Annotated in this window: 21 protein-coding genes; 16 read left to right on the top strand and 5 right to left on the bottom strand. The window is 60.3% G+C overall.

The genetic code is table 11. From position 1 onward, the window contains the following. Positions 1–32 precede the first annotated feature (32 nt). Entirely contained in the window at positions 33–815 is a 783-nt protein-coding gene (locus EXZ61_RS03940) for a WecB/TagA/CpsF family glycosyltransferase (protein WP_142809232.1), read from the top strand. Positions 816–837: 22 nt separating this feature from the next. Here EXZ61_RS03940 and EXZ61_RS03935 read toward each other — a convergent pair whose 3' ends face one another. Continuing rightward, positions 838–2040, bottom strand: coding sequence for a hypothetical protein (locus tag EXZ61_RS03935; protein ID WP_237219080.1), 1203 nt, complete (start codon positions 2038–2040; stop codon positions 838–840). A gap of 187 nt (positions 2041–2227) precedes the next feature. Here EXZ61_RS03935 and EXZ61_RS03930 point away from each other — a divergent pair, with 187 nt between their 5' ends. Next, positions 2228–3202, top strand: a complete 975-nt coding sequence (locus tag EXZ61_RS03930; protein WP_142809230.1) for a pseudouridine synthase — start codon at positions 2228–2230, stop codon at positions 3200–3202. Between the two features lie 3 nt (positions 3203–3205). Beyond that, complete coding sequence (locus EXZ61_RS03925; RefSeq protein WP_142809228.1) at positions 3206–4459, top strand: PGAP1-like alpha/beta domain-containing protein; 1254 nt, start codon at positions 3206–3208, stop codon at positions 4457–4459. A gap of 45 nt (positions 4460–4504) precedes the next feature. On the opposite strand, the gene EXZ61_RS03920 is transcribed toward EXZ61_RS03925, so the two are convergent. After that, positions 4505–4783: a hypothetical protein gene (locus EXZ61_RS03920; protein ID WP_142809226.1), complete on the bottom strand. Its 279-nt coding sequence runs from the start codon at positions 4781–4783 to the stop codon at positions 4505–4507. Positions 4784–4946: 163 nt separating this feature from the next. Between EXZ61_RS03920 and htpG the strand changes: the two genes are divergently transcribed. From htpG to EXZ61_RS03885, 7 genes are all read left to right on the top strand, one after another. Beyond that, positions 4947–6917 carry a molecular chaperone HtpG gene (htpG, locus tag EXZ61_RS03915; RefSeq protein ID WP_142809224.1) on the top strand — a complete coding sequence of 657 codons (1971 nt, stop codon included), beginning with the start codon at positions 4947–4949 and terminating at the stop codon, positions 6915–6917. A gap of 285 nt (positions 6918–7202) precedes the next feature. Continuing rightward, the gene (locus EXZ61_RS03910; RefSeq protein WP_201799110.1) at positions 7203–8819 is read left to right on the top strand and encodes a peptide ABC transporter substrate-binding protein; all 1617 of its coding nucleotides are present in this window, start codon (positions 7203–7205) and stop codon (positions 8817–8819) included. Between the two features lie 104 nt (positions 8820–8923). Further along, on the top strand, positions 8924–9844 hold the full coding sequence (oppB, locus tag EXZ61_RS03905) for an oligopeptide ABC transporter permease OppB (RefSeq protein WP_142809222.1): 921 nt from the start codon (positions 8924–8926) through the stop codon (positions 9842–9844). A 115-nt stretch (positions 9845–9959) separates the two neighbouring features. Beyond that, positions 9960–10769: an ABC transporter permease gene (locus EXZ61_RS03900; protein ID WP_237219219.1), complete on the top strand. Its 810-nt coding sequence runs from the start codon at positions 9960–9962 to the stop codon at positions 10767–10769. Positions 10770–10780: 11 nt separating this feature from the next. Next, complete coding sequence (locus EXZ61_RS03895; protein WP_142809219.1) at positions 10781–11785, top strand: oligopeptide/dipeptide ABC transporter ATP-binding protein; 1005 nt, start codon at positions 10781–10783, stop codon at positions 11783–11785. After that, positions 11778–12767 (top strand): murein tripeptide/oligopeptide ABC transporter ATP binding protein OppF, encoded by a 990-nt coding sequence (gene oppF, locus EXZ61_RS03890; protein ID WP_142809217.1) that lies wholly within the window; start codon positions 11778–11780, stop codon positions 12765–12767. Before EXZ61_RS03895 ends, oppF begins: the two co-directional genes overlap by 8 nt. Before the next feature lie 83 nt (positions 12768–12850). Then, positions 12851–13312, top strand: a complete 462-nt coding sequence (locus EXZ61_RS03885; protein WP_142809215.1) for an FKBP-type peptidyl-prolyl cis-trans isomerase — start codon at positions 12851–12853, stop codon at positions 13310–13312. 31 nt (positions 13313–13343) lie between these two features. On the opposite strand, the gene EXZ61_RS03880 is transcribed toward EXZ61_RS03885, so the two are convergent. Both EXZ61_RS03880 and EXZ61_RS03875 read right to left on the bottom strand, forming a co-directional pair. Then, positions 13344–13796, bottom strand: a complete 453-nt coding sequence (locus EXZ61_RS03880) for a hypothetical protein (protein ID WP_142809213.1) — start codon at positions 13794–13796, stop codon at positions 13344–13346. A 133-nt stretch (positions 13797–13929) separates the two neighbouring features. Continuing rightward, a complete protein-coding gene (locus EXZ61_RS03875; RefSeq protein WP_142809211.1) occupies positions 13930–15003 on the bottom strand; it encodes a serine/threonine protein kinase in 1074 nt (357 codons plus the stop codon). Between the two features lie 86 nt (positions 15004–15089). Between EXZ61_RS03875 and EXZ61_RS03870 the strand changes: the two genes are divergently transcribed. Genes EXZ61_RS03870 through EXZ61_RS03855 form a run of 4 tightly spaced genes read left to right on the top strand, consistent with a single transcriptional unit; the run spans position 15090 to position 20036 of the window. Continuing rightward, positions 15090–16592 (top strand): carotenoid oxygenase family protein, encoded by a 1503-nt coding sequence (locus EXZ61_RS03870; RefSeq protein ID WP_201799109.1) that lies wholly within the window; start codon positions 15090–15092, stop codon positions 16590–16592. Beyond that, on the top strand, positions 16589–17827 hold the full coding sequence (locus EXZ61_RS03865; RefSeq protein WP_142809209.1) for an acetyl-CoA acetyltransferase: 1239 nt from the start codon (positions 16589–16591) through the stop codon (positions 17825–17827). Before EXZ61_RS03870 ends, EXZ61_RS03865 begins: the two co-directional genes overlap by 4 nt. A 25-nt stretch (positions 17828–17852) precedes the next feature. Then, the gene (locus tag EXZ61_RS03860; protein ID WP_142809207.1) at positions 17853–19070 is read left to right on the top strand and encodes an acetyl-CoA C-acyltransferase; all 1218 of its coding nucleotides are present in this window, start codon (positions 17853–17855) and stop codon (positions 19068–19070) included. Between the two features lie 24 nt (positions 19071–19094). Then, positions 19095–20036 (top strand): winged helix-turn-helix transcriptional regulator, encoded by a 942-nt coding sequence (locus tag EXZ61_RS03855; RefSeq protein ID WP_142809205.1) that lies wholly within the window; start codon positions 19095–19097, stop codon positions 20034–20036. Between the two features lie 97 nt (positions 20037–20133). On the opposite strand, the gene EXZ61_RS03850 is transcribed toward EXZ61_RS03855, so the two are convergent. After that, entirely contained in the window at positions 20134–21621 is a 1488-nt protein-coding gene (locus EXZ61_RS03850) for a M20 family peptidase (protein ID WP_237219079.1), read from the bottom strand. A gap of 141 nt (positions 21622–21762) precedes the next feature. Here EXZ61_RS03850 and EXZ61_RS03845 point away from each other — a divergent pair, with 141 nt between their 5' ends. Together EXZ61_RS03845 and EXZ61_RS03840 are read left to right on the top strand one after the other, a co-directional pair. Beyond that, positions 21763–22686 (top strand): LysR family transcriptional regulator, encoded by a 924-nt coding sequence (locus EXZ61_RS03845; protein WP_168224695.1) that lies wholly within the window; start codon positions 21763–21765, stop codon positions 22684–22686. A gap of 22 nt (positions 22687–22708) precedes the next feature. Then, positions 22709–23602 carry a DMT family transporter gene (locus EXZ61_RS03840; RefSeq protein ID WP_142809198.1) on the top strand — a complete coding sequence of 298 codons (894 nt, stop codon included), beginning with the start codon at positions 22709–22711 and terminating at the stop codon, positions 23600–23602. Positions 23603–23646: the final 44 nt, after the last annotated feature.

The raw sequence follows: 23646 nt of genomic DNA, 5'->3' as shown, positions 1-23646 counted from the left end.
TAGAATGCCCGTCGACATTGTTATAAAACCACATGCCAAACAAGACGTCACCCACCGTAGAACTGTTTGGCCTCCATATCAACAAGACCACTTTTGATGAGTCGGTCGACCTCCTGTGCGAGCAAGTCACGCGACGCCCAGCCAAAGTCGTTGTCACCCCGAATGTCGACCATGTCGTCTCTCTGAATGACAACCCCGAGCTCCACGCGCTCTACAGCTCCGCCGACTTCACATTTGCAGATGGTATGCCCTTGGTTTGGGCAAGCCGCTTAATGGGTGACAGACTGCCCGAAAGGGTCACAGGCGCAGACCTGTTTGTGGCATTGTGCCAACGCAGCGAAGAGCGCAATTGGCGTGTCGCAGTGGTCGGCGGAAAGCCTGGCCAAGAAGCCAAATTGGCGGCTCGCTTTGCCTTGGTGTATCCCAACCTAAAGGTCAGTATTTATTCTCCGCCCATGGGGTTTGACTACCGCAACGCAGCTGCACAAGCCACCATCGACTGGGTGAACTCAGTGCATGCAGACATTGTGTTTGTGTGCTTGGGCTTTCCGCGTCAGTGCCTCTGGTCCCTCAACGGTCGCCACCAGTTTGATGCAGGCTTGGTACTTTGCGTGGGGGCGGCGATGGAGTTTGCACTCGGCCTCAAGAAGCGGGCACCTATTTGGATGCAGCGCGCCGGCCTAGAGTGGCTGAGCCGCCTGAACGCCGACCCGGTCACACTGTGGCGACGCTACTTGGTGCGTGACACCAAGTTCTTTCCGCTGGTGTGGCGCATGTGGCGCAACAAAGGCAAAAAAACAGCTGGTTCTGATTGAGAGCTGGCTGCAAAGCCATGCCCTAGGGCAATGCAGCCGGTTGGCTAAGGTACTGGGTTGCCAGCCGCTTGAACTGTCCGCCGTCGCTATCAATGGTCGTTTGACTGGTGTGGCCGGGGCTAAACACCACGCCGAAACCGCCTGCAGCCACCATCTGTGCGGCATGGGTCAAGAAGTACTGCGTTCGGTTATCCCTAAAAGGCGCAGCCTTACCGACCTGCTTCGTGCTAGGTTGCCCTTGCGGCGTTTGCCACCACAGCAGTGGCAGTTGAAGCCCCTCAAAGTAGCGCCGCGCCATCGCGAAATGCTCGTTGAAGTTGGGGCTCGTTAGGTTAGTCTCATCCCAGTAGTACGCCACCTTGCTGCGCCGGGTGCACAGCGCATTGTCTGCGGTGTACAGTGCCTCGAAGCATCCTGCGTCTCGGTCCAAGGTTTGCATCACCGCAAAGTCTGCAAAGCCAGCTCCAATGTGCCGCATGTATGCCAGCTCAGTGGACGCGAGGTCTGGAAACCCAGAGGGCGGGAAGCCCACCATGGCCTTTGGGGCTTGCGCCCTTGCCATTTGCAACAAACAACGCGCCATACCGGTCATGTCGCTGGGCAAATTGCCGCAGTCAGGATTGGACACGCCCACATGGACCAACAGCCGCGTGGGGTCCGCTTGCTTGCGCTGGGCATAGCCCCAGAAGTCGGGTTCAAAATTGACCAAGGCCGGCTTGTTGTACAGGCGCAGTTGCTGAAACAAAAGGCGCACGTTGTCCCAGTATTGGCGCATAAAGACGGGGTCACTCAAGCCGGACAAATCACCGTCACCACGCGTTGCCATTTGGTACAAGGTAAACATGGGTACCGCGCCCATCGCGTCTGCGTTCTTTGCCACTACCCCGATGTAAGCCCCGCGAGGCAGATTCCAGCTGACCCACGAGTCAGGCCCTACGCGGTTGATGTATTGGTCGTAAATGTCAGGTCTGAGGCCTTGGGCTTGGATAGACGCCAGCGGTGTGCTGCCTAAACCTACCAGCAAACGTTTGGGCTTGCCCATGGCCGCAACTAGTGCGCTAGCCCGAGCGTCGCGAGGCACTTGCGCATAAGGCCCGGCCAGCGGATGGGTCACGGGTGCGGCATCGGCGGCTATCACACCGACACATGTACAGGCAGCCACAAGCCCGATCAGCCAGTGGCCGAGGCGCGCGCGCCATCCAAAAAACAGGGCAAAGCTTGGCATTGGCAGGGCTTTCGTGAAGTTTGCAAAAGTGTAACCATGCCCCCAAACGCTGTGGGTAGAGGCACCACGCCGTGAAGGCATTTGCCGCGCAAAAATGGGCGCGCAGGCGTCTTGCGGAAAATTTAGGCATCAAAATAGGCAATAGCGCCCGTAAAATAGGCGCAGACAGCTACAAAATATATAGCAAATGACAGATCCCAAACCATTAGGCACGTTCCGGCGCGCAGCGCCGCCCCCCACCCGAACCGCCATACCTCAAGGCCAGTCAAACACCGCAGCCCATGGGGCAGGCGGCACGGTGCGGCTCAATAAACGCATGGCGGACCTCGGCATGGCGTCGCGCCGGGAGGCGGACGACTGGATCGCCAAGGGCTGGGTCAAAGTCAACGGCAAAGTGGCCGAAATGGGCATGCAGGTGCTGCCCGATGTGCGCATCGAGATCGACAAACAGGCCCAAGGCCAGCAGGCCAACCAGGTCACCATCCTGCTCAACAAGCCCCTGGGCATTGTGAGCGGCCAAGCCGAAGACGGGCATGAGCCCGCCATCAAGCTCATCCAGCCGCAAAACCGCTGGCGTGATGACAACGCACGCTTTTTCTTCCACGGCAGCCAACTCAAAAGCTTGGTGCCCGCCGGACGACTGGACATCGACTCCACAGGCCTTTTGGTCCTCACGCAAGATGGCCGCGTGGCGCGCCAGCTGATCGGCGAAGACTCGGTGATGGAGAAAGAGTACTTGGTCCGTGTGGCCTACACAGGCGTGGCCAACCCCGGTGCGGCCCACTCGCCTGCGGCTACCTACCCCGCACTGGCCGGGCGTGGCCGCGCGCAGCCCCAAGCGCCCCAGCAACTCATACGACTGGACGACGACGACCCAGTCACCAGCGATGTGCAAAGCGTTTTCCCGCCAGACAAGCTGCAACTGCTGCGCCACGGCCTGCGATTGGACGACCAGCCGCTCAAGGTGGCACGGGTGGAATGGCAAAACCCCGAGCAACTGCGCTTTGTCCTTACCGAAGGCAAAAAGCGCCAGATTCGCCGCATGTGCGAGCTAGTGGGTCTCAAAGTGGTGGGCTTGAAACGTGTGCGTGTGGGCAAGGTCATGCTGGGCAACCTGCCGGTGGGTCAGTGGCGCTACTTACAACCACACGAACGCTTCTAAACCATGAACAAGCCGCCTGCCAAACCACCCAAAGCACTGGGCCATATCCGCAGCGGCGACCTCAAAGCCCTGGCGCAACTGGCCACACAGGCCACGGTCAACATCAGCCATATGGTGGAGGGTGTGCACCAATCGGTATGGCGCACCTTGGGCGCACCATCCGGCACAACGCGCGCCCACGCCCGTGGCCTGACCGGCATGGTGTACCGCAGCGTGCGTGGCATCACAGAACTGGTCGCCAAGGGACTCGACCTGAGTTTGGGCAGATTGCAACCCGTGTTAGCCCCGTGGCTAGACGCTGCGCCAGAGTCGCAGCAGCGCGAAGCCGTGCTGGCAGCGCTCAATGGCGTGATGGGCGATCACTTGGTGGCTCGGGGCAATGCATTGGCAACCCCCATGGCCTTGCGCTGGAACGGACAGCGCTTGGACTGGGCCTCTCCGCCACTCGCTTCCCAAGTACAGGGCAAAGTACTGGTACTTGCACACGGCCTGTGCATGAACGACTTGCAGTGGCACAGCACAGCCAACGGCGTCACCCATGACCACGGCCAAGCCATTGCCCAGGCGCTGGGCTATACGCCCGTTTACCTGCGCTACAACACGGGCCTGCACACCTCAGAAAATGGCGCTGCGCTGCACGCGGCGCTCACTGAACTGGTGCAGCACTGGCCGGTGCCGGTGCAAGAGATCAGCATGGTCTTGCACAGCATGGGTGGACTGGTGGCCCGCAGCGCTGTGCACTTCGCAAGCAGCCAAGCGCTCAGCTGGACGCCCTATCTGAAGAAGATGGTGTTTTTGGGCACACCGCACCATGGCGCGCCGCTGGAGCGTGCTGGCAATTGGGTGGACCTGATCCTAGAAAAAGCCCCTTACGCCAAACCCTTTGCCAAGCTGGGGCAGTTGCGCAGCGCAGGCATCACCGATCTACGCCATGGCAACGTGCTCCGCGAAGACTGGGAGGGTATGAACCGCTTCCAGCACCGCCACGACCTGCGCCAAGGCCTGCCCTTGCCCCACGGGATTGCCTGCTATGCCATCGCCGGCACGCTAACCCAAGCCAAGAACCTGCGTGCAGGTACGTGGCGTGGGGACGGGTTGGTCCCCGTTGACAGTGCCCTGGGCCGACACAAAGATGTGCGTTTGGCACTGCAGTTTGCCAAGGATCGGCAATGGGTGAGTCACAGCACCAACCACATGCAGCTATTGAGCAGCAGCCACGTCACCTCAAAAATCCAAGAGTGGCTGACGGAGCCCTAAACCAATTCCGCAGGGTGTACCCGAAGTTGCGGGATCCTTGCGCCACTACTTCGCCCGAGGTGGCTCCTCATCGGGGTACACCATGGGCACCGTATCAGGAAAGTGCGATAACGCCACGTCATCGCCCGGGGACTCTGCCCCGCCCTCGACCACATCTTTCCAGCGCGCCCACGCGGTGTCGCTGTCGCTTTCTACCACCTCAGGTTGAGGTAGGGGGTCCAGCGCGGCGTCAAAGGTGCTTGGATACACTTCGCGCGGCCCCATAGCTGGGGGTGAATGGGGGGCTGTGGCAACGGCTTTAGGTGGCGGAGTTGGGGTTTTCATCGCCGTTCTCCCAAGATTGAAGTATTGGCGCAATGTATCTGATCTGGTCGCGCGCACCAAGCCCTTGAAACACAAAGCATCGCCCATAATTGAGGGTTGCCCGCGCCGCAAGGGCCCAAGCCTTGTGGCGCACATCGCTTTTTTGAGACTCAGAGACGGACTTATGACCAAGCAAACACTTTCCTTCCAAGCCGAAGTTGCCCAGCTCTTGCATCTGGTAACGCATTCCCTGTATTCCAACAAAGAAATTTTCTTGCGCGAGCTGATCTCCAATGCGTCTGACGCATGCGACAAGCTGCGCTTTGAAGCCATTAACAACAGCGGCCTGTACGAAGATGCGCCCAATTTGGAAGTGCGCGTGTCATTCGACAAGGACGCCAAAACGCTGACCATTACCGACAATGGCATCGGCATGAGCCAGCAAGAAGCCATTGACCACCTGGGCACCATTGCCAAGAGCGGTACCAAAGACTTTGTGTCCAAGCTCTCGGGCGACCAAAAATCTGACTCCCAACTCATTGGCCAGTTTGGCGTGGGCTTTTACTCCGGCTTTATCGTGGCCGACAAAATCACGGTGGAATCACGCCGTGCTGGCGCGACAGCCGCCGAAGGCGTGCGCTGGATCAGCGGTGGCGCAGGTGACTTTGAAGTGGAAACCATCACCCGTGCACAGCGCGGCACCAGCGTCATCTTGCACCTGCGTGAAGATGCCTTGGATTACACCAATGCCTGGAAGGTCAAAGGCATCATCGCCAAGTACTCGGACCACATCAGCCTGCCTGTGCTGATGGAAAAAGAAGAGTGGAAAGACGGCGAGCTGATCAACCCCAGCGACGAAAACGGCGGACGCCAACCTGGCGCCATGGTCAAGACCGGCGAGTGGGAGGCGGCCAACAAAGGCAATGCAATTTGGGCCCGCGCCAAAAAGGACATCACGGCCGACGAATACAACGAGTTCTACAAACAAATCAGCCACGACTTTGAAGCGCCGCTGGCCCACACGCACAACCGCGTGGAAGGCAGCACCGAGTACACCCAGCTGCTGTACATCCCCGGCAAGGCGCCTATGGACTTGTACAACCGCGAAAAGTCTGCGGGCGTCAAGCTGTATGTCAAACGTGTGTTCATCATGGACGACGCCGAAGCCCTGCTGCCCACCTACCTGCGCTTCGTGAAAGGCGTGGTCGACTCTGCAGATTTGCCATTGAACGTGTCCCGCGAGTTGCTGCAAGAAAGCCGCGACGTGAAAGCTATCCGCGAAGGCTGCACCAAGCGCGTCTTGGGCATGCTGGAAGACTTGGCCAAGAACGACAAACTGCCAGAAGCCAGCGCTGACGGCGTGACCGACGTGGTGTCTGAAGAAGACAAGGCGATGGTTGGCAAGTACAGCAAGTTCTACGCTGAGTTTGGTGCGGTACTCAAAGAAGGCTTGGGCGAAGACTTTGCCAACAAAGACCGCTTGGCCAAACTCTTGCGTTTTGCGAGCAGCACCACCGACACGGTGAGCGTGTCCCTGGCGGACTACAAAGCCCGCATGAAGGAAGGCCAAGAGTCCATTTACTACATCACCGCAGACACCTTGGCTGCCGCCAAAAACAGCCCGCAGCTGGAAGTGTTCAAGAAGAAGGGCATCGAAGTACTCTTGATGACAGACCGCGTGGACGAGTGGGCACTGAACTACCTGCACGACTTCGATGACACACCTTTGCAAAGCGTGGCCAAAGGCGCTGTGGACTTGGGCAAGCTGCAAGACGAGAGCGAGAAAAAGGCCGCAGAAGAAGCGGCTGAAGCCTTCAAACCTCTGCTTGCCAAGCTCAAAGAAGCACTCAAGGACAAGGCTGAAGACGTGCGCGTGACCACGCGCTTGGTCGACAGCCCCGCCTGCTTGGTGGTGCAAGACCACGGCATGAGCACCCAATTGGCGCGCATGCTCAAGCAAGCAGGCCAAACTGCCCCAGAAGTGAAGCCGGTGCTGGAAGTGAACGCTGACCACGCGTTGGTGAAGAAACTTGAGGGCTCCGTCCACTTCCACGACTTGGCGCACATCTTGTTTGACCAAGCCTTGCTGGCCGAAGGTGGCTTGCCTGCTGACCCAGCAGCATATGTGAAACGTGTGAACGCGCTGCTCGCCTAAACCTCAGACCACCCACCGAAAGGGAGCCTCGGCTCCCTTTTTTGTGGTCCCACGGCGCCCAGGCGCTCAACGATGGCATGCATTGTGCGTAGCTCAGCCCACCTTAGGGCAAGCTTAGTAAATGAATGGACTTGCAAACCGCCATCGAAACCGCAAGGAGCACCCGCTCTATCGCAATTTCTGATGAACTTACAAGTTTTGCAGATACGAGGGTTTTGCCGTAGGAATCGGTTTTTTTTCACACCATAGAATCACCAGTCTTTACCCCCCCCAAAGGACGTTTACATGTCAATGCCTTCCTTCACAAAAACTGCCTTAGTGGGCGCAATACTGATGGGCTTTGCCCTCGCTGCAAGCGCTGCCACCGTGCCTGCTGGCGTCAAACTGCACGACAAGCAGGAAATGACCCGCAACAACGGTTCTGAACCCGAAACGCTGGACCCAGCGTTGGCTGAAGGCGTCCCCGCCAACAACATCATTCGCGATCTGTTTGAAGGTCTGACAGCAACCAATGGCGCTGGCACCACCGTTCCTGGTGTGGCTGAGAGCTGGAAACAAACCAACGACACCACTTGGGTCTTCACATTGCGTAAAAACGCAAAATGGTCCAACGGCGATGCAGTCACTGCAGAAGACTTCATCTACGGCATCCGTCGTTTTGTGGACCCTAAGACTGCTTCGCAATACGCATCCACCTACGGCATTTTCATTGCTAACGGCAAAGAAGTAGTCGAGGGCAAAGTGCCCCCTACCGAATTGGGCATCAAAGCGCTCGACAAATACACCCTAGAAATCAAAACACCCTACCCAGTGAGCTTCATCCCCGAACTGATGAGCAATCTTCAGTTGGGCCCCGTGCACAAGGCCACCATTGAGAAGTTCGGTAAAGAATGGACCAAGCCTGGCAACATCGTGGGCAACGGCGCATTCACACTGGCCGACTGGCAAGTCAACAGCAAAATCGTATTGGCCAAGAGCGCGCAATACTGGGACGCCAAAAACGTTCAGCTGACCAAGTTCACCTACTTGCCTGTGGAAGACGGCAACAACGACGTCAAACTGTTTGAGTCTGGCGAAAATGATTTCGTTTACCAATTGCCCCCAGGCACCTACGAAAAGTACAAAGCGCAGTACCCCAAAGAAATCCACAACTCGCCCATGTTGGGACTGCGCTACTACTCCTACCAAACGACAGACCCTTTGCTCAAAGACGTTCGCGTACGTAAAGCCTTGTCCATGGTCATTGACCGCAACATCTTGGCGGAGAAAGTCACGGCTGACGGTCAAGTACCCGCCTACAGCGTGATTGTTGGCGGCACCAAGGGCGCTAACGTGACCACCTACGACTGGGCTTCATGGCCCATGGACAAGCGTGTAGCAGAAGCCAAAAAACTGTTGGCTGACGCAGGCGTGGCCGCAGGTACCAAAGTGAAGTTCTCCTACAACACCAGCGAATACCACAAGAAAATGGCTATTTTTGCTGCGTCTGAATGGAAGACCAAGCTGGGTCTGGACACTGAAATGGAAGCCATGGAGTTCAAGGTTTTGATCAAGAACCGCAACGACAAGAACTTCCAAATCGCGCGCAATGGCTGGATCGCTGACTACAACGATGCGACATCCTTTATTGCATTGGTGCAGTGCAATAACGACCAAAACAACCACAACTATTGCAACCCCAAGGCAGAAGCTTTGGTAGAGCAAGGCAACAAGACCAAAGACCCCGCCAAGCGCGCAGAGTTGTTGACGCAAGCCGTCAAGATCAACATGGAAGACTACCCCATTCTTCCTTTGCTGCAATACACCGTGCCACGTCTGATCAAGTCCTACGTCGGCGGCTACACCGCCACCAACAGCATGGACCGTTACCGCGGCAAAGAGTTCTACATCATCAAGCACTAAGTTACAGCGCTTTTCAACCACCGGGGCCTACAGGGGCCCCGGTGGCGTTTGGACTCTACGAAGTGCCATAAGCACTGCCGTTGACATACCTTGGAAATCCTCCCATGTGGAACTATTCTTTTCGCCGCTTGCTGGCAACCCTACCCACATTGCTAGCCGTGATCACGGTGTGCTATCTCTTGCTACACCTCACGCCTGGTGGCCCCTTTGACTCAGAACGCAAGGTTTCTGCCGTGGTGCTGGCCAATTTGCAAGCCAAATACCATTTAGACCAACCCTTGTGGAAGCAGTACCTCTACTACTTGAACGACCTCTTGCATGGTGACTTGGGTGCGTCGTTCCGCTACGAAGACTGGACCGTGAACCAGTTGGTCAGCAAGGCCCTGCCCATCTCTGCCCTGATTGGCGGTGGGTCTATCGTCATTGCGCTGATCATCGGCGTCTTCTTAGGCATCGTGGCGGCACTGCGGCAAAACAGCAAGATCGACTATTTGGTGATGCTCATGGGGAACTTAGGCCATGCCTTGCCCACCTTTGTGATTGGCCCCATCCTGGTGCTGATTTTTGCCATCTGGCTGAAATGGTTCCCAGCGGGTGGTTGGGACAACTTTGCGCCGCGCTACATCGTCTTGCCCATGGCGCTCTTGGTATTTCTGAATGTGGCCACCATCGGCCGTGTTATGCGCGGCAGCATGATCGAAGTGCTGCACAGCAACTTCATTCGCACCGCGCGGGCCAAAGGCCTGCCCATGCGTACCATCATCACGCGCCACGCCTTGAAGCCTGCGCTGCTGCCCGTGGTGTCTTTGATTGGCCCCATGGCTATCAGCTCCATCACCACCGCCATCATTACGGAGTCCATTTTTTCCATCCCCGGGCTTGGCAAGCTCATCAGCAATGGTGCTGCCAATCGCGACTACACCTTGGTGTTGGGACTTGTTGTCTTGGTGACAGTTGTGACTGTTTTGTTCAATCTGTTGGTGGACTTGGCCTACGCCCTGCTGGACCCCAATATCCGCTACTAAAAAGGCCCACATGATTTTGAATAACAAAAACGATGCGCTGGTGAGCACCCTGTCACAGGCGCTAGAAGTTGATGTCCAAAGCCGCAGCCCTTGGGCCTCCGCCTTGAATCGCTATATGCGCAACAAAGCCGCCGTGGTCAGCACTGGACTGCTCCTGCTCATCGTGGCCCTGTGCGTCTTCGGCCCCATGCTGCTGCCCAACGCCTACGACTCTACCGACTGGAACGCGATGAGCCAGTCGCCCACGTGGCAGGGTTGGCACTTGTTTGGCACCGATGAATCAGGTCGCGATCTCTTGGTGCGCACCTTGATTGGCGGGCGCGTCTCGCTCATGGTCGGCATCTTGGGTACCTTGGCCTCGGTGAGCTTGGGCATTGCCTGGGGGGCAACGGCTGGGTTTATTGGTGGCAAGGTCGATGCCTTTATGATGCGTATCGTGGACATGATGTATGCCGTGCCTTACATCTTGATCGCCATTTTGTTGGTCACCTTGATCGGCCGTGCCTTCTACCTGGTGGTGCTGGTGATCACCGTGTTTTCGTGGATGGACACCGCGCGCGTGGTGCGTGGGCAAACCCTCACCCTGCGTTCGCGTGAATTTGTCGAGGCGGCCCGCGCCATTGGCGTGCCAACCCGCCGCATCATTGCGCAGCATATCGTCCCCAACCTCTTGGGCGTTGTGGTGGTGTACACCACGATCACCATCCCTGGCGTGATCATGACCGAATCCGCGCTATCGTTCTTGGGTCTTGGCATTCAAGAACCTATGACCAGTTGGGGCGTCCTCATCAATGACGGTACCAAAGTGATGGAAGTTTCGCCGTGGATCTTGCTGTTCCCTGCGGCCATGCTGTCACTCACGCTGTATTGCTTCAACTACATTGGGGACGGCTTGCGCGACGCGCTCGACCCCAAGGACCGCTAAGGAGAGCACCCATGCGTGTACTCGACATCAAAAATTTAGGCGTCCAATTCAAAACCCAAGACGGTTTGGTCTATGCCGTCAATGGCATGAACTTTTCATTGGACAAAGGGCAGACTCTGGGCATCGTGGGCGAAAGCGGCTCGGGCAAAAGCCAAAGCGTGCTGGCCATGATGGGCTTGCTGGCCAAAAACGGCCAGGCCTCGGGCGAGGTGCTCTACAAAGGCAACAACTTGCTCACCATGCCGGCCAAGGAGCTCAACGCCATTCGCGGCAACCGCGTGGCGATGATCTTCCAAGACCCCATGACCTCACTCAACCCCTACCTCACGGTAGAGCGGCAAATGACGGAAGTGCTGCAGTTCCACAAAGGCATGGACCGCAAGGCAGCGCGCGCCAGGTCCATTCAAATGCTGGACGCCGTCAAGATTCCTGAGGCAGCCCGCCGCATTGGCATGTACCCGCATGAGTTCTCAGGCGGCATGCGCCAACGCGTGATGATTGCGATGGCCTTGCTGTGCGAGCCTGAAGTCCTCATTGCCGACGAGCCCACCACGGCCTTGGACGTGACGGTGCAGGCGCAAATTCTGACCTTGCTGCGTGAGCTGCAGCGCGACTTTGGCACCGCCATTGTCATGATTACCCACGACCTGGGCGTGGTGGCCGGTCTGTGCGATCAGGTGATGGTGCTGTACGGTGGCCGCGTGATGGAGCAGGGCAACGCCCAGCACATCTTCCACCATGCCAGCCACCCCTATACCCTAGGACTCTTGCGCGCCATACCGCGCATGGACCGTGACGATGCGTCCCTGCTGGCGATCCCCGGCGCACCACCGAATATGGCCAAGCTGCCCAAAGGATGTCCGTTTAGCGAACGCTGCCAGTTTGCGGACGACACCTGTGCGCAAACCATGCCGCTCTTGAGTCTGTTGCCTGGCTCTACCAACACACTGCGCGCTTGCCACAAGAGCGTTGCCATTGTGCAAGAAGGCTTCCACAAGGAGCACGCCCATGTCTGATACACGCCAACCCATTCTGTCTGTACGCGACCTCAAGGTCCAATTCAACATCAAGTCCGACAGCGCATGGCCTTGGAGCCCCAGCCGTAGCTTGAAGGCTGTCAACGGTGTGTCCTTTGACCTCTATGCGGGTGAAACGCTGGGCGTGGTCGGTGAGTCTGGCTGCGGAAAGTCCACCTTGGCGCGCGCCTTGCTGAACCTCAACCCTGCCAGCTCTGGCAGCGTGGTGTGGCAAGGGCAAGAAATGACCACAGCCTCGCCGGCCCAGTGGTTGTCGGTGCGCAAAGACATCCAAATGATCTTCCAAGATCCCTTGGCTTGTCTAAACCCCCGCATGACGGTGGCGCAAATCATTGCAGAGCCCTTGCGTACCCACCACCCCGAACTCAGCAGTGATGCAGTGATGCTCAAGGTCCGCGCCATGATGGCACGCGTGGGCCTAACCGCCCAGCAAATCAACCGCTACCCGCATGAGTTCTCCGGTGGGCAATGCCAACGTATCGGTATTGCGCGCGCCTTGATCTTGGAGCCCAAGCTCATTGTGTGTGACGAGCCGGTGTCCGCGCTGGACGTGTCCATTCAAGCGCAGATCATCAACCTGCTCAAGGCCTTGCAAAAGGAAATGGGCTTGGCGCTCATCTTTATTGCGCATGACCTGGCCGTGGTGCGCCACATCAGCCACCGCATCATGGTGATGTACCTGGGGCGTGCGATGGAGCTTGCGCCCAAACAGGCGCTGTACAGTGACCCACGCCACCCCTACACACAGGCCTTGCTCTCCGCGATCCCCATTCCTGACCCGGATTTGGAGCGCAACAAAGTCATACAACTCTTGCAGGGTGACTTGCCCTCCCCTATGAGCCCGCCGTCGGGTTGTGTGTTCCGCACACGGTGCCCTAAGGCGCACGCACAGTGCACCAGTGAGGTCCCGCAACTTAAGAGCAGCGGTGTGGCAACGTTGGCGGCCTGCCACAGCGCATAAGTGGCATAGAGGGCGTAGCTAGTTTTCTGGCAAAGGGCTGCGACAATCACGCTTTTGTGTTGTCTCAACCTCATCTGTTTGCCATGAAATCTTTGCTCCGCCTCTCGCTCGTTTCTCTGGCTTTGGTCGCCCCTACGCTAAGCTGGTCGCAAGCCACCAACGCCGCACCCGTCAATGCATCCGAAGCTGCCGCCAAGGAAGAAGGTGCCGTAGTCACTGAGTCAGGCTTGGTCATTCGCATGCTCAAAGAAGGCACCGGTGCCAGCCCCAAAGCCAGTGACCGGGTATCAGTCCATTACAGGGGCAAACTGGTGAACGGCTCCGAGTTCGACAGTTCCTACTCGCGCGGCGCACCGTCTGACTTTCCGCTAGGTGGCGTCATACCTTGCTGGACAGAAGGCCTGCAGCGCATGAAAGTCGGTGGTAAAGCCAAGCTGACCTGCCCCGCCAAACTGGCCTACGGCCAGCGCGGTATCAACGGCGTGATTCCCCCCTTTGCCACCCTCATTTTTGAGGTGGAGTTGGTCGCCATCAAAGGCAAATAGCGCAAGAGCGCTGGGCCTTGGGTCTTTGGACCTACAGGCTGGGGGCGTGCGGTAGGTGCGCTTGCAGCCAAGGCAAGGCTTGTTCTGTGGTTTCAAACGATTGCCACGGAATCTGAAAGTCCCGGTAGATCTTTTCAAAATGGGGGCACATCAGCAAGCGCCCCTCAACGGCAGGCCCCGCCACCCACGCAATTGCCGATGGGGGAGTGACTTTGGCAAAGTGCTCGACCAGATCTTCTTGGTAAGCCTGCAAGGCGTCTGGCGACATCAGCATGCTGCCATGAAACACCACCAGGGCGACGCGGGGTTTGTGAAAGCCCCACTGCACCTCTCCCACGGTGCGCGTGCGCCCCAAGGCCCGCACCGTCTCAACGTTGAAGGGGCCATAGGCGTTGAGCATGACCACGCCATGGGCCTGCTCAAACTCAAAGTGGCCGTGCTGCGCAAAGCTACCTTTGGCATGTTCCTTCGTCGAATGGCGCATGGCCTCTGTGGTCTCCTGGTTGCTTAAATGGAAGAGTGGCATTGGACCACTGATCTGCTGAGCGCCTATGTTACCGCCCTGAAATCCCCGTGCGCTTTGAGGCCAAGCCCTTGCGCTCTGGCCGCTTAGCGGCTCACACCACCAAGGGCAGCTCTTGCATAGCCTCCATTTGCTCCTCCAGCATCTGCACCTGCCCCTGCCAGTAGTCGCTAGACCCAAACCACGGAAAGTTGATGGGAAAGGTTGGGTCATGCCAGCGGCGCGCCAGCCAGGCACTGTAATGAATCAAGCGCAGCGTGCGCAAAGGCTCAATCAGTGGCAGCTCACGCCGGTCAAATTCGCGGAACTGTTCATAGCCGTCCACCAGAGCGCCCAGTTGGCGGGTGCGTTGCTGGCGGTCGCCGCTGGTCAGCATCCACAGGTCCTGCACGGCTGGCCCCATGCGGGCGTCGTCCAGGTCCACAAAATGCGGGCCAGGGCCGCTGGCGGCAGGCACGTCCAAAGGCGTCCACAAAATATTGCCGGGGTGGCAGTCCCCGTGCAGGCGCAAGAGGCGTATAGGATCTGCACCCATGCTATCGGAGCCATTTTGGTCACTTGCGCCCGTCAAGCATGCGTGGCCAGCTATTATTTCAATAGCGGCTTCCGAGGCTTTCTCCCATTGCGATTGCACATCCAGCGGCACCATGTCGTGGCTCAAGAGCCATTCGCGCGGCTCGATGGCAAAGGTCTGCACATTCAGCGCAGGCCGCTGGGCAAACGGGGCACGTTCGCCCACGCTGTGGATGCGCGCCAAAAAGCGGCCCACCCACTCCAGCACATCGCCATCGTCTAGCTCAGGCGCGCGGCCGCCACGGCGCGGGCTCACGCTGAACATAAAGTTGCCAAAGCGGTGCAGCGTGCTGCCACCCAGCACCATGGGGCCTACCACTGGAATTTCGGCCGCCATCAGCTCAGCGGCAAAGGCATGCTCTTCTAAGATTTGCGCCTCGCTCCAGCGCTCGGGGCGGTAAAACTTGGCCACCACGGCTTGGCCGTCTTCCAAGTGCAGCTGGTACACCCGGTTTTCGTACGAACTCAAGGCCTGCTGGCGGCCATCGCCATACAGGCCCACGCTGGCCAGCGCGTCCATCACCGCGTCGGGCGTGAGCGTTTCAAACACATGCACACCCTGGGGTGCGGCTTCAAAAGGGGAAAGTGGAACCATGGTGACATTGTCGCCCTTAAACCCGTAAGACCCCTCTTGTCGAGCGCGCCCGCTTGCCCTAAGCTAAGTTCAGTTAAGAAAGCTATATGGCTTTCACCATCCTTTTGACTGAGGGCTCTCCCATGAACGCACCGCTTGCCGCTGACTTGCTCACCCCCTTTGGGGAAGACCATGGCCCCCATCTGAGTGGGGTTTATGCCCCCGTGGGCCATGAGCGTGAACTGCATGACCTGCCGCTGCTGCACGGCAGCATTCCGAAGGACCTGAATGGCGTGTACTTGCGCGCTGGCCCCAACGCCCGCTTTGAGCCCCACGGCCGCTACCACCCTTTTGATGGCGATGGCATGGTGCATGCCGCGCACTTTGCGCAAGGGCGCCTGACCTACCGCAACCGCTGGGTGCAGACCGACGGCTGGCAAGAAGAAAACTTGGCGCAAACCAGCACGCATTACGGCATTCGCGAAACGCTCAAAGGCCGCAGCGACAAGCGCCTCAAAGACACGGCCAACACCGACATGGTGGGCCACGCAGGCAAGGCCCTAGCCCTGTGGTACATGGCGGGCGACGCCTACGAGCTAGACCCCGTGAGCCTACAAACGCTGGGCAAGTCCCAGGGCATCCTAGCCACAGGCGGCAAGGTGTCAGCCCACGCCAAGGTAGACGAAATCACCGAAGAACTCATGTTTTTCGACTACGGCCTGGAAGCCCCCTATATGCACTACGGCGTGCTGGGTGCCGATGGCAAGCTCAAGCACCACATCCCTATTGACCTGCCCGGCCCGCGCTTGCCGCACGACATGGCCATTACCGAGCACTACACCGTGCTGCACGACCTGCCCTTGTTCCATGACGCCGAGGCCCTGGCCTTGGGCCGCCACAAAATCCGTTTTTACCCCGACATGCCAGCACGTTTTGGCGTGATCCCACGCCTAGGGGCGCGCGACAGCATTCGCTGGTTCAACTTCAGCCCCTGCTATGTCTACCATGTGGTCAATGCGTGGGAAGACGGCGACTGGGTCGAGATGGTGGGCTGCCGCTATATGCCAGCACTCGATGCGCAAGGCCAGATCGACCCGCAGCGCACCGCGCGCGATGTGGCCGAGTTGGTGATGCACGCGCGGCTGTGGAGCTGGCGCATGAACTTGGTTACCGGCGCCTGCGAAGAGCGCGCCTTGGACACCGCGCACAACGTGGAATTCCCCAGCTTCAACGCGCACCTCACCGGGCGCAAAACCCGCTACGGCTATTTTGTGAACCACTCCGAGGTCAACACCTTGCAATGGGCAGGCATTCGCAAAATGGACTTGCATAGCGGCGCAACACTGGGCAACTGGGCGGACGACCCCGACCACAGCTGGTACTCCGAGCCGTGGTTTGCGCAGGCTGACCAACCCCAAAGCGAAGACCACGGCTATGTAATCGCGTTTCAGTGGAACACCGCACTGCAGCGCCAAACCCTGGACATTTTTGACGCCCGCGACATCAACCGTGGCCCGGTCGCCCAAGTGGCCCTGCCGACCCGCGTGCCCGTGGGCTTTCATGGCTGCTGGATCTCGCAAGAGCGCTTGGCGCGCGGGCCTGCGGCATGAGCACGGGCGTGCACATTCTGGGGGGCTACCAAACCGACTTTGCACGCGTCTGGTCGCGCGAAGGCAAAGACCTGTCTGACATGGTGGCAGAAGCCACCTCCGGCGTGCTCCAGCACTGCCAGCTAGAGGCCAGCGCGATTGGCAGCATCCATGTGGGCAATGCCTTTGGCGAAGCCCAGCGCAGGCAAGGGCACTTGGGGGCCATGGTGGCGCAGGTGGTGCCCAGCCTGTGGGGCGTGCCCGCCATGCGGCATGAGGGGGCGTGCGCCTCGTCGTCGCTGGCTATTCTGAGCGCCATGGCCGAGATCGAAGCGGGCCGCTACGACTGCGTGCTGGTGCTCGGCGTTGAAGAATTCAAAAACCTGCCCGGCGACGTGGCCTCGCAAAACCAAAACGCCGCCTCCTGGCAAGGCCATGAAGACATTGACTGCACCTTTATGTGGCCCGCAGCCTTTGGCTTGGTGGCCCAAGAGTACGAGCGCCGCTACGGGCTAGACCGGCGCTATCTCAACCGCATTGCCGAGATCAACTACGCCCACGCCAAACACAACCCCTTGGCCCAAACCCGTGGCTGGAGCTTCAAGCCCTTGGCCTTTACCGACGACGACACCGCCAACCCCGTGATTGAGCCCGGCACCCGTCGCCAAGACTGCGGCCAAATTACCGACGGTGCCTGTGCCGTGGTATTGGCCAGCACCGCCTATGCGCAGGCGCACGCCCGGGCGCGCCATCTGCGCATGCAGCAGCTGCCCCGCATTGCGGGCTGGGGCCACCGCAATGCGGGCCTGCGCCTCAAAGACAAGCTAGAACGCAGTGCGGGCGCGCCCTATGTGTTTCCGCATGTGCGCCAAACCATTGAAGACGCGTGGGCGCGCGCGGGCGTGGGCGGCATCGCCGCCATGGATGGCGTAGAAACCCACGACTGCTTCACCACCACCGAGTACATGGCCATAGACCACCTGGGCCTCACACCGCCGGGGCAAAGCTGGCAAGCCATTGACAGCGGCGCCATTGAGGCCGGTGGCAGCTGCCCCATCAACCGCAGCGGCGGCTTGATTGGCTGCGGCCACCCTGTAGGCGCCACGGGGGCGCGCATGCTGTGGGACGCCGCACGCCAGGTGAGTGGCACGGCGGGCGACTGCCAAATTGAAGGCGCCCAGCGCCTACAAACGCTCAACATCGGCGGCTCATGCGCCACCGTAGTGAGCTTTGTGGTGGAATCCGCAGCCCTTTGATGCAGCCCTGTAATGCACCGCAGCCATGAACCACTTTCCCCTGATCATTGACGCCATCCGCACCCCGCGCGGGCGGGGCAATGCCAAAGGCGCGTTGGCGCAGATCACGCCCGCAGCCCTCTTGGCCCAGCACATGCAAGCCTTGCTGGCGCGCACACCCATCGACAGCGCGCGCATCCAAGACACCTTCATAGGCTGCGTGAACCAAACCGGCGAGCAAGGCAGCAACATCGGCAAGCTGGCCGCCGTGCTTGCAGGCTGGAGCGACACCGTGCCCGCCCTCACCCTCAACCGTTTTTGCACCTCGGGCCTGAGTGCCGTGCAACTAGGCGCGCAGCAGGTGCTGGCCCACGAAGGTTTTGCCGTGGCAGGCGGGGTAGAAATGATGTCGCGCGTGCCCCTGGGTGCTGACCAAGGGCCCTTGGTGGGCGACCTGCGCCTGCAACAGCGCGCGCGGGTGGTACCCATAGGCATTGCCGCTGACACCGTGGCCACGCTGGAAGGCTTTAGCCGTGAGGCCTGCGACGACTACGCTCTGGCCTCCCAGCAGCGTGCTCTTGCGGCGCGTGCGCAAGGCTGGCTGAGTTCAGTTGTGCCGGTGCAGCCCGAAGTGCCGGGGCCCGATGCAGCCCCCGTACTCAGTGTGGACGAGACGCCGCGCGAGTCCACCACCGCAGCATCTTTGGCCCGCATGCCCGCCGCGTTTGCAGCCATGGGTGCCGAGCAAGGCTGGGACGCCCTGATGTGCAGCGCCTATGGCTTAGCGCAGGTGGACCATGTGCACCACGCGGGCAACGCCCCCGCCACCGCAGACGGCGCTTCGCTGGTGCTGCTGGGCAGCTTGCAAGCCGTGGCCCGCCACCGGCTCAAAGTGCGCGCTCGCATTGTGGCCAACGCCATCACCAGCGTAGACCACACCTTGGCCTTGACGGGCGCGGTGAACGCAACCCGCATGGCCTTAAGCAGAGCGCAACTCAGCGTGGCCGACATCGACCTGTTTGAAGTCAATGAATCGTTTGCCGCGCTCATGCTGCATTACATGAAGCACCTGGGCATCTCCCACGCCCAGCTCAATGTGAACGGCGGCGCCATCGCCTTGGGCCATGCCATGGGCTCCACCGGCAGCGCGCTCTTGGGCACCCTGCTGGACGAGCTTGAGCGGCGCGACCTGCGCCGGGGTGTGGTGGCCGTGTGTGGCGCCACAGGCGTGGCCGCCGCCATGGTGATTGAACGCCTGCGCTAGCCCGGGGCATAGCACTTCACCCTGATGACACCCAAGCCGCAGCCTGACCTGCCCTTAACCCGCGACGCGCTAGCCAGCAGCACCTTGGCCCACGGCTTGGGGGCGCTGGGTGACCGCTGGACCGTGGGCGTGCTCTTGGGGGCCTTTATCGGCATGCACAAGTTTGAAGACTGGCACCTGCGTTTAGGCATCCCCCGCTCCACGCTCAGCGCGCGCCTCAAAAGCCTGAGTGCCATGGGCCTCTTGCGCCAGCGCCCTTACCAGCAACGCCCTGAGCGCATGGGCTACCACCTCACGCGCGCAGGCCTGCAGCTCTACCCGCAAGTGCTCATGGTCTGGGAGTGGGAGCGCCGCTGGGGCACGCGTGAGGTGGCGCTGCCCACCGCCCTCACCCACACCCGCTGCGGCCACAACTTCACCCCCACCCTGGCCTGCGGCCACTGCGGCGAGGCCACCGGCATGGCCGATTTGGACTTCACGTTGGCGCCTAACGCGGTGCTGCTGGCCCAGTCGCAAGCGGCCAGCCCGGCGCGGGCCACCCGCTTGCAAGACAAAGAGACCCAAGCCATGGGCCTAGGCCTGCGCGTAGACCGCTGGACGCTGCTCATCATTGCGGCGGTGGTGCTGGGCTGCCACTACTACGACCAACTGAGCGCAGTCTTGGGCATTGCCAGCAGCGTGTTGGCGCGCCGCCTGCAAGGCATGGTGCAGTCGGGCCTCTTGCACGCTGCGCCCGATGTGGCGGACGCCAGACGCACCTTTTACCGCCTCACCCCCGCCAGCCACGACCTGTTTGGCTACATCGTGTGTGTGTCGCACTGGGCCGGTGCGCACCTGGGGCAGGCCAGCTCAATCATGCCCCGGCGCAAGACCTGCGGCCACGCCTTTGCGCCGCAGGTGCTGTGCAGCCATTGCCATGAGGTGCTCACGCCGCATGCGGTGAGTTTTGAGGCAACTTCAATGTGAAAAACGGCTGTTGCGCGCATGGAACAAGCGCATATAGCTACTTAATCCATAGCAAAAGCCACAAATGCCACGCGAGTGTGGCCTACGCACCAGGCGCTTACTTGGCCTCCAGCACCTGGGGAATGAGCCGGTGGTAGAAGCGGATCGCGTCGGCGTAGTTCTTAACGCTCAAGCGCTCGTTGGTGCCGTGAAAACGCGTGAGATCCTCACTGTTGGCGCGAATGGGCGAGAACTTGAAAATGTGGTCACTGATGCCGCCAAAGTGGATGGAGTCGGTGCCCGCCACCATCAGCCCTGGCGCCACCACCGCGTCGGGAAACACCTCACGGATGGTTTGGTTCAACATGGTGTACTGGCGTGACGCGGTGGGGGCCACCTTGTACAGGCTGGCAGGCTTGGCGTCTTCTAACGCATACAACTCATACTGGCCTTCAGGCGCCATGACCTTGGAGCGCATGTGGTTCATCACGTTCTCAGGTGTGTCCCCGGGCAGTATGCGAAAGTTCACCGTGCCCTCGGCCCGGCCGGGCAGCACATTGTCTTTGTTGCCCGCATTCACAATGGTGAGCGCGGTGGTGGTGCGCAGCATGGCATTGGTGCTGCCGGCACCCTCCAACTGCTTTTGCACCACCGGGCCAAAGAGCCACAGGTTAGACAGCGCCACCCGAGAAAAGCCGCTCATCTCGGGGGCCAGCGTGTCAAACATTTCAAAGGCCACGCCTTGCAAGCCCGCTGGCAGCTGCTCGTCATCCAGCCGCTTCAAAGAGGCCGACAACATGGCAATGGCGCTGGTCCCTTTAGGCGGCGGCATGGACGAATGCCCGGGCGTGCCCGAGATTTTCAAAACCACAGACAAATAGCCTTTCTCCGCCACGCCCACCAGGGCCGTGGGCTGGCGCACACCGGGCACCACACCGTCCAGCACCAAGAGGCCTTCGTCAATTACAAAGTCCAGCTGCACACCGCGTTGCTTCAAGAGCGCCGCCACCTTGGCTGCGCCACGCACCCCGCCCACCTCTTCATCAGCGCCAAACGCCAAGTACACGGTGCGGGGCGGCTTATAGCCACTGGCCACCAGCATTTCGACAGCTTCCAGCTGGCTCATCAGGTTGCCCTTGTCGTCCCACGCGCCACGGCCCCACACAAATCCGTCTTTGATGGCACCCGAGTAGGGCGGCTCTTGCCAATCCCCCTCGGTGCCGGGGGCCACCGGCACCACGTCTTGGTGGGCCAGCAGCAAAATGGGTTTGGCCTTGGGGTCTGCGCCCTCCCAGGTGTAGAGCAGGCTCAGGTCGCCCACCACTTCGCGTTTGAGCACCGCATGGGCTTTGGGAAATTTGGCCTGTAGCAAGGCATGGAATGCCAAAAACTGGTCCGCATTGGCCTTGGCGTCTTCGCGGGACGACACAGTTTTGAAGCGCACCGCCTCGGCCAGGCGCTCGGCCACGGCTTTTTCGTCCACCGGCACCGGTGCCAGTGCCGGTACCTGCAGCTGGCGCGAGCCCTTGCGCACGGTATTAATGCCAACCGCGGCCACCAAGGCCAGCAACAGGGCCAGTAGCGCCCACAGAATTTTCTTGACCACCTTGTTCTCCTCGTTATGTGATGGGGGCAGCGCGCCCTGCGTGCAAGCACATCCATCTTCTGTTGAACCGGCCATGGTATGCCGCGTGAAAACCCTTGTCCAATGCATAATTTGCGCACACTTCATCGCTTTTCTCGATCAATGTCCGCCACCATCGCGCAGCTGCGCCACTTCATTGCCTTGGCCGAAAGCGGCTCATTCACGCGCGGCGCAGATGCCACACGGCGCTCCCAAGCCGCGTTCAGCCGCAGCATTGCCGAGCTGGAAGCAAAACTGGGGGTGGCACTCATAGAACGTGTGGGGCATAGCAACACCCTCACCCCCATAGGGCGCACGGTGCTGGAACACGCCCGCCAAGTGGTGGCGCAGACCGATGAGCTGGCACAAGTGGTGCAGCACCATGTGAGTGGGGACGCAGGCCAAGTGCGCCTGGGCTTGGGGCCAACCCCTGCCGCGCTGCTCTCGCAAACATTGCTGCGCTTTGCGGCCCACTACCGCGGTGGCATGCGCATTCGGCTCGCCAGCGGCAGTGCGGAGCACCACTTGCACGCCCTGCGGGCCCGGCAACTTGACGCGGTGGTGGTGGACTTGCGCTCCGTACCCCACGCCAGCGGCGACTTGGTTGTGCAAAAACTCTGCGAGCTGCCCACCGGCGTGCTGTGCCGCCCTAGCCACCCGCTGTGCGCCTTGCCAGAGGTCACGCTGGCAGACTTGCGCCCCTACCCGCTGGCCAGCACCGGCGTGAGTGCCAGCGTGGCGCGCCAAGCCGTAGAGCGCTTTGGGGCCTTGGCCCACCCAGACAGCCTGATCACCTTGGGCTGTGAAGACGTGCGCGATCTGCTGCACATTGCGTGCGAAAGCGATGCGGTGTACGTGGGCATCGTGAGCCCTGCCGCCAGCTTGCTGCGCAGCGGTGTCTTGGTGGCACTGCCGTTTGCACTGCAAGGGCTGGAGTCCCACCTTGCGTGGGTGCAACGCGCGGTGCGTGCGCCCAACCCGGTGCTGGAGTCCCTACAAGCACTGGTGTTGCAAACGCTGACGCAACTCCCCCCCACGCCACCCTAAGCAGCGCACAATGCCTGCACCCATGAAAACCAAATACTTTGCGCAGCTGGTTGCGTTGTCGGCCCTGTGGGGCGCGTCTTTTCTGTTCATCCGCATCGCAAGCCCTGTGTTCGGCCCCAATGTGTTGGCGCTGTTGCGTGTGAGCCTGGCTACGGTCACCCTGGCCGTTTTGATGCGCGTGATGCGCCAACCCTGGAACTGGCAACACTGGCGCACGCTGGCCACCATTGGCGCGCTGTCGGTCACCCTGCCCTTTGTCTTGTTTGCGTGGGCGGGCTTGCAAATACCCGCAGGCTACAGCGCGCTGCTGAACTCCACCGCCGTCATCTTTGGCATGTTTGCCTCGGCCCGCATGGGCGAAGACACCATCACCACGCGCAAGGTGCTGGGCTGTGTGTGCGGCTTTGCAGGCGTGGCCTTTATCGTCAGTCTGGGGCCGGTGCAACTGACACCGCAGGTGGCGCTGGCGGTGCTGGCCTGCGTGGTGGCTTCGGCTTGCTATGGGTTTTCTGCCCCCATCACCAAACAAGCCGTGGGCCACATGCAGCCCCTGCAAATTGCAGCAGGCTTGCATGTTTTGGCGCTGCCCATGCTGATACCTGGCGCCGTCTACAGCCTGCCACAGGCGCATTTCAGCCTGCCCGCGCTGCTGGCCGTAATGGTCATGGGCGTGGCCACCTCGGGCCTGGCGTACTGGGCGCATTTGCGCATCTTGCGCCACGTGACCCCCGTGGCCGCCATGAGCCCCATCTTCATGGTGCCGGTGTTTGGCGTGCTGTGGGGCCACCTCTTTTTAGGCGAAGAACTGGGCGGCGGAGTGTTGGTAGGAGGCAGCTTAATCTTGTTGGCCAGCGCGCTCATCACAGGCTTTAACCCGCTGCGCAGCTGGCCCAAGGCAACCAACGCGGGCAGCTGAAGCACCGGTGTTGCCCGAGAGCCTGCTTGCTACAAAAAGAGAAG

It is taken from the genome of Rhodoferax aquaticus, assembly GCF_006974105.1.
Lineage (GTDB): Bacteria > Pseudomonadota > Gammaproteobacteria > Burkholderiales > Burkholderiaceae_C > Allorhodoferax > Allorhodoferax aquaticus_A.
This window is presented reverse-complemented; position numbering and strand designations above follow the sequence as displayed.

What these genes read in the sequence shown, in the direction of transcription:
- EXZ61_RS03860 (WP_142809207.1), top strand. Translation starts at nt 17,853, where the DNA reads ATGAACCACTTTCCCCTGATCATTGACGCCATCCGCACCCCGCGCGGG.
- EXZ61_RS03845 (WP_168224695.1), top strand. Translation starts at nt 21,763, where the DNA reads ATGTCCGCCACCATCGCGCAGCTGCGCCACTTCATTGCCTTGGCCGAA.
- EXZ61_RS03875 (WP_142809211.1), bottom strand. Translation starts at nt 15,003, where the DNA reads ATGGTTCCACTTTCCCCTTTTGAAGCCGCACCCCAGGGTGTGCATGTG.
- oppF (WP_142809217.1), top strand. Translation starts at nt 11,778, where the DNA reads ATGTCTGATACACGCCAACCCATTCTGTCTGTACGCGACCTCAAGGTC.
- EXZ61_RS03935 (WP_237219080.1), bottom strand. Translation starts at nt 2,040, where the DNA reads ATGCCAAGCTTTGCCCTGTTTTTTGGATGGCGCGCGCGCCTCGGCCAC.
- EXZ61_RS03880 (WP_142809213.1), bottom strand. Translation starts at nt 13,796, where the DNA reads ATGCGCCATTCGACGAAGGAACATGCCAAAGGTAGCTTTGCGCAGCAC.
- EXZ61_RS03910 (WP_201799110.1), top strand. Translation starts at nt 7,203, where the DNA reads ATGTCAATGCCTTCCTTCACAAAAACTGCCTTAGTGGGCGCAATACTG.
- EXZ61_RS03840 (WP_142809198.1), top strand. Translation starts at nt 22,709, where the DNA reads ATGAAAACCAAATACTTTGCGCAGCTGGTTGCGTTGTCGGCCCTGTGG.
- EXZ61_RS03900 (WP_237219219.1), top strand. Translation starts at nt 9,960, where the DNA reads ATGCGCAACAAAGCCGCCGTGGTCAGCACTGGACTGCTCCTGCTCATC.
- EXZ61_RS03870 (WP_201799109.1), top strand. Translation starts at nt 15,090, where the DNA reads ATGGCTTTCACCATCCTTTTGACTGAGGGCTCTCCCATGAACGCACCG.
- oppB (WP_142809222.1), top strand. Translation starts at nt 8,924, where the DNA reads ATGTGGAACTATTCTTTTCGCCGCTTGCTGGCAACCCTACCCACATTG.
- EXZ61_RS03920 (WP_142809226.1), bottom strand. Translation starts at nt 4,783, where the DNA reads ATGAAAACCCCAACTCCGCCACCTAAAGCCGTTGCCACAGCCCCCCAT.
- EXZ61_RS03940 (WP_142809232.1), top strand. Translation starts at nt 33, where the DNA reads ATGCCAAACAAGACGTCACCCACCGTAGAACTGTTTGGCCTCCATATC.
- EXZ61_RS03865 (WP_142809209.1), top strand. Translation starts at nt 16,589, where the DNA reads ATGAGCACGGGCGTGCACATTCTGGGGGGCTACCAAACCGACTTTGCA.
- htpG (WP_142809224.1), top strand. Translation starts at nt 4,947, where the DNA reads ATGACCAAGCAAACACTTTCCTTCCAAGCCGAAGTTGCCCAGCTCTTG.
- EXZ61_RS03885 (WP_142809215.1), top strand. Translation starts at nt 12,851, where the DNA reads ATGAAATCTTTGCTCCGCCTCTCGCTCGTTTCTCTGGCTTTGGTCGCC.
- EXZ61_RS03855 (WP_142809205.1), top strand. Translation starts at nt 19,095, where the DNA reads ATGACACCCAAGCCGCAGCCTGACCTGCCCTTAACCCGCGACGCGCTA.
- EXZ61_RS03925 (WP_142809228.1), top strand. Translation starts at nt 3,206, where the DNA reads ATGAACAAGCCGCCTGCCAAACCACCCAAAGCACTGGGCCATATCCGC.
- EXZ61_RS03895 (WP_142809219.1), top strand. Translation starts at nt 10,781, where the DNA reads ATGCGTGTACTCGACATCAAAAATTTAGGCGTCCAATTCAAAACCCAA.
- EXZ61_RS03930 (WP_142809230.1), top strand. Translation starts at nt 2,228, where the DNA reads ATGACAGATCCCAAACCATTAGGCACGTTCCGGCGCGCAGCGCCGCCC.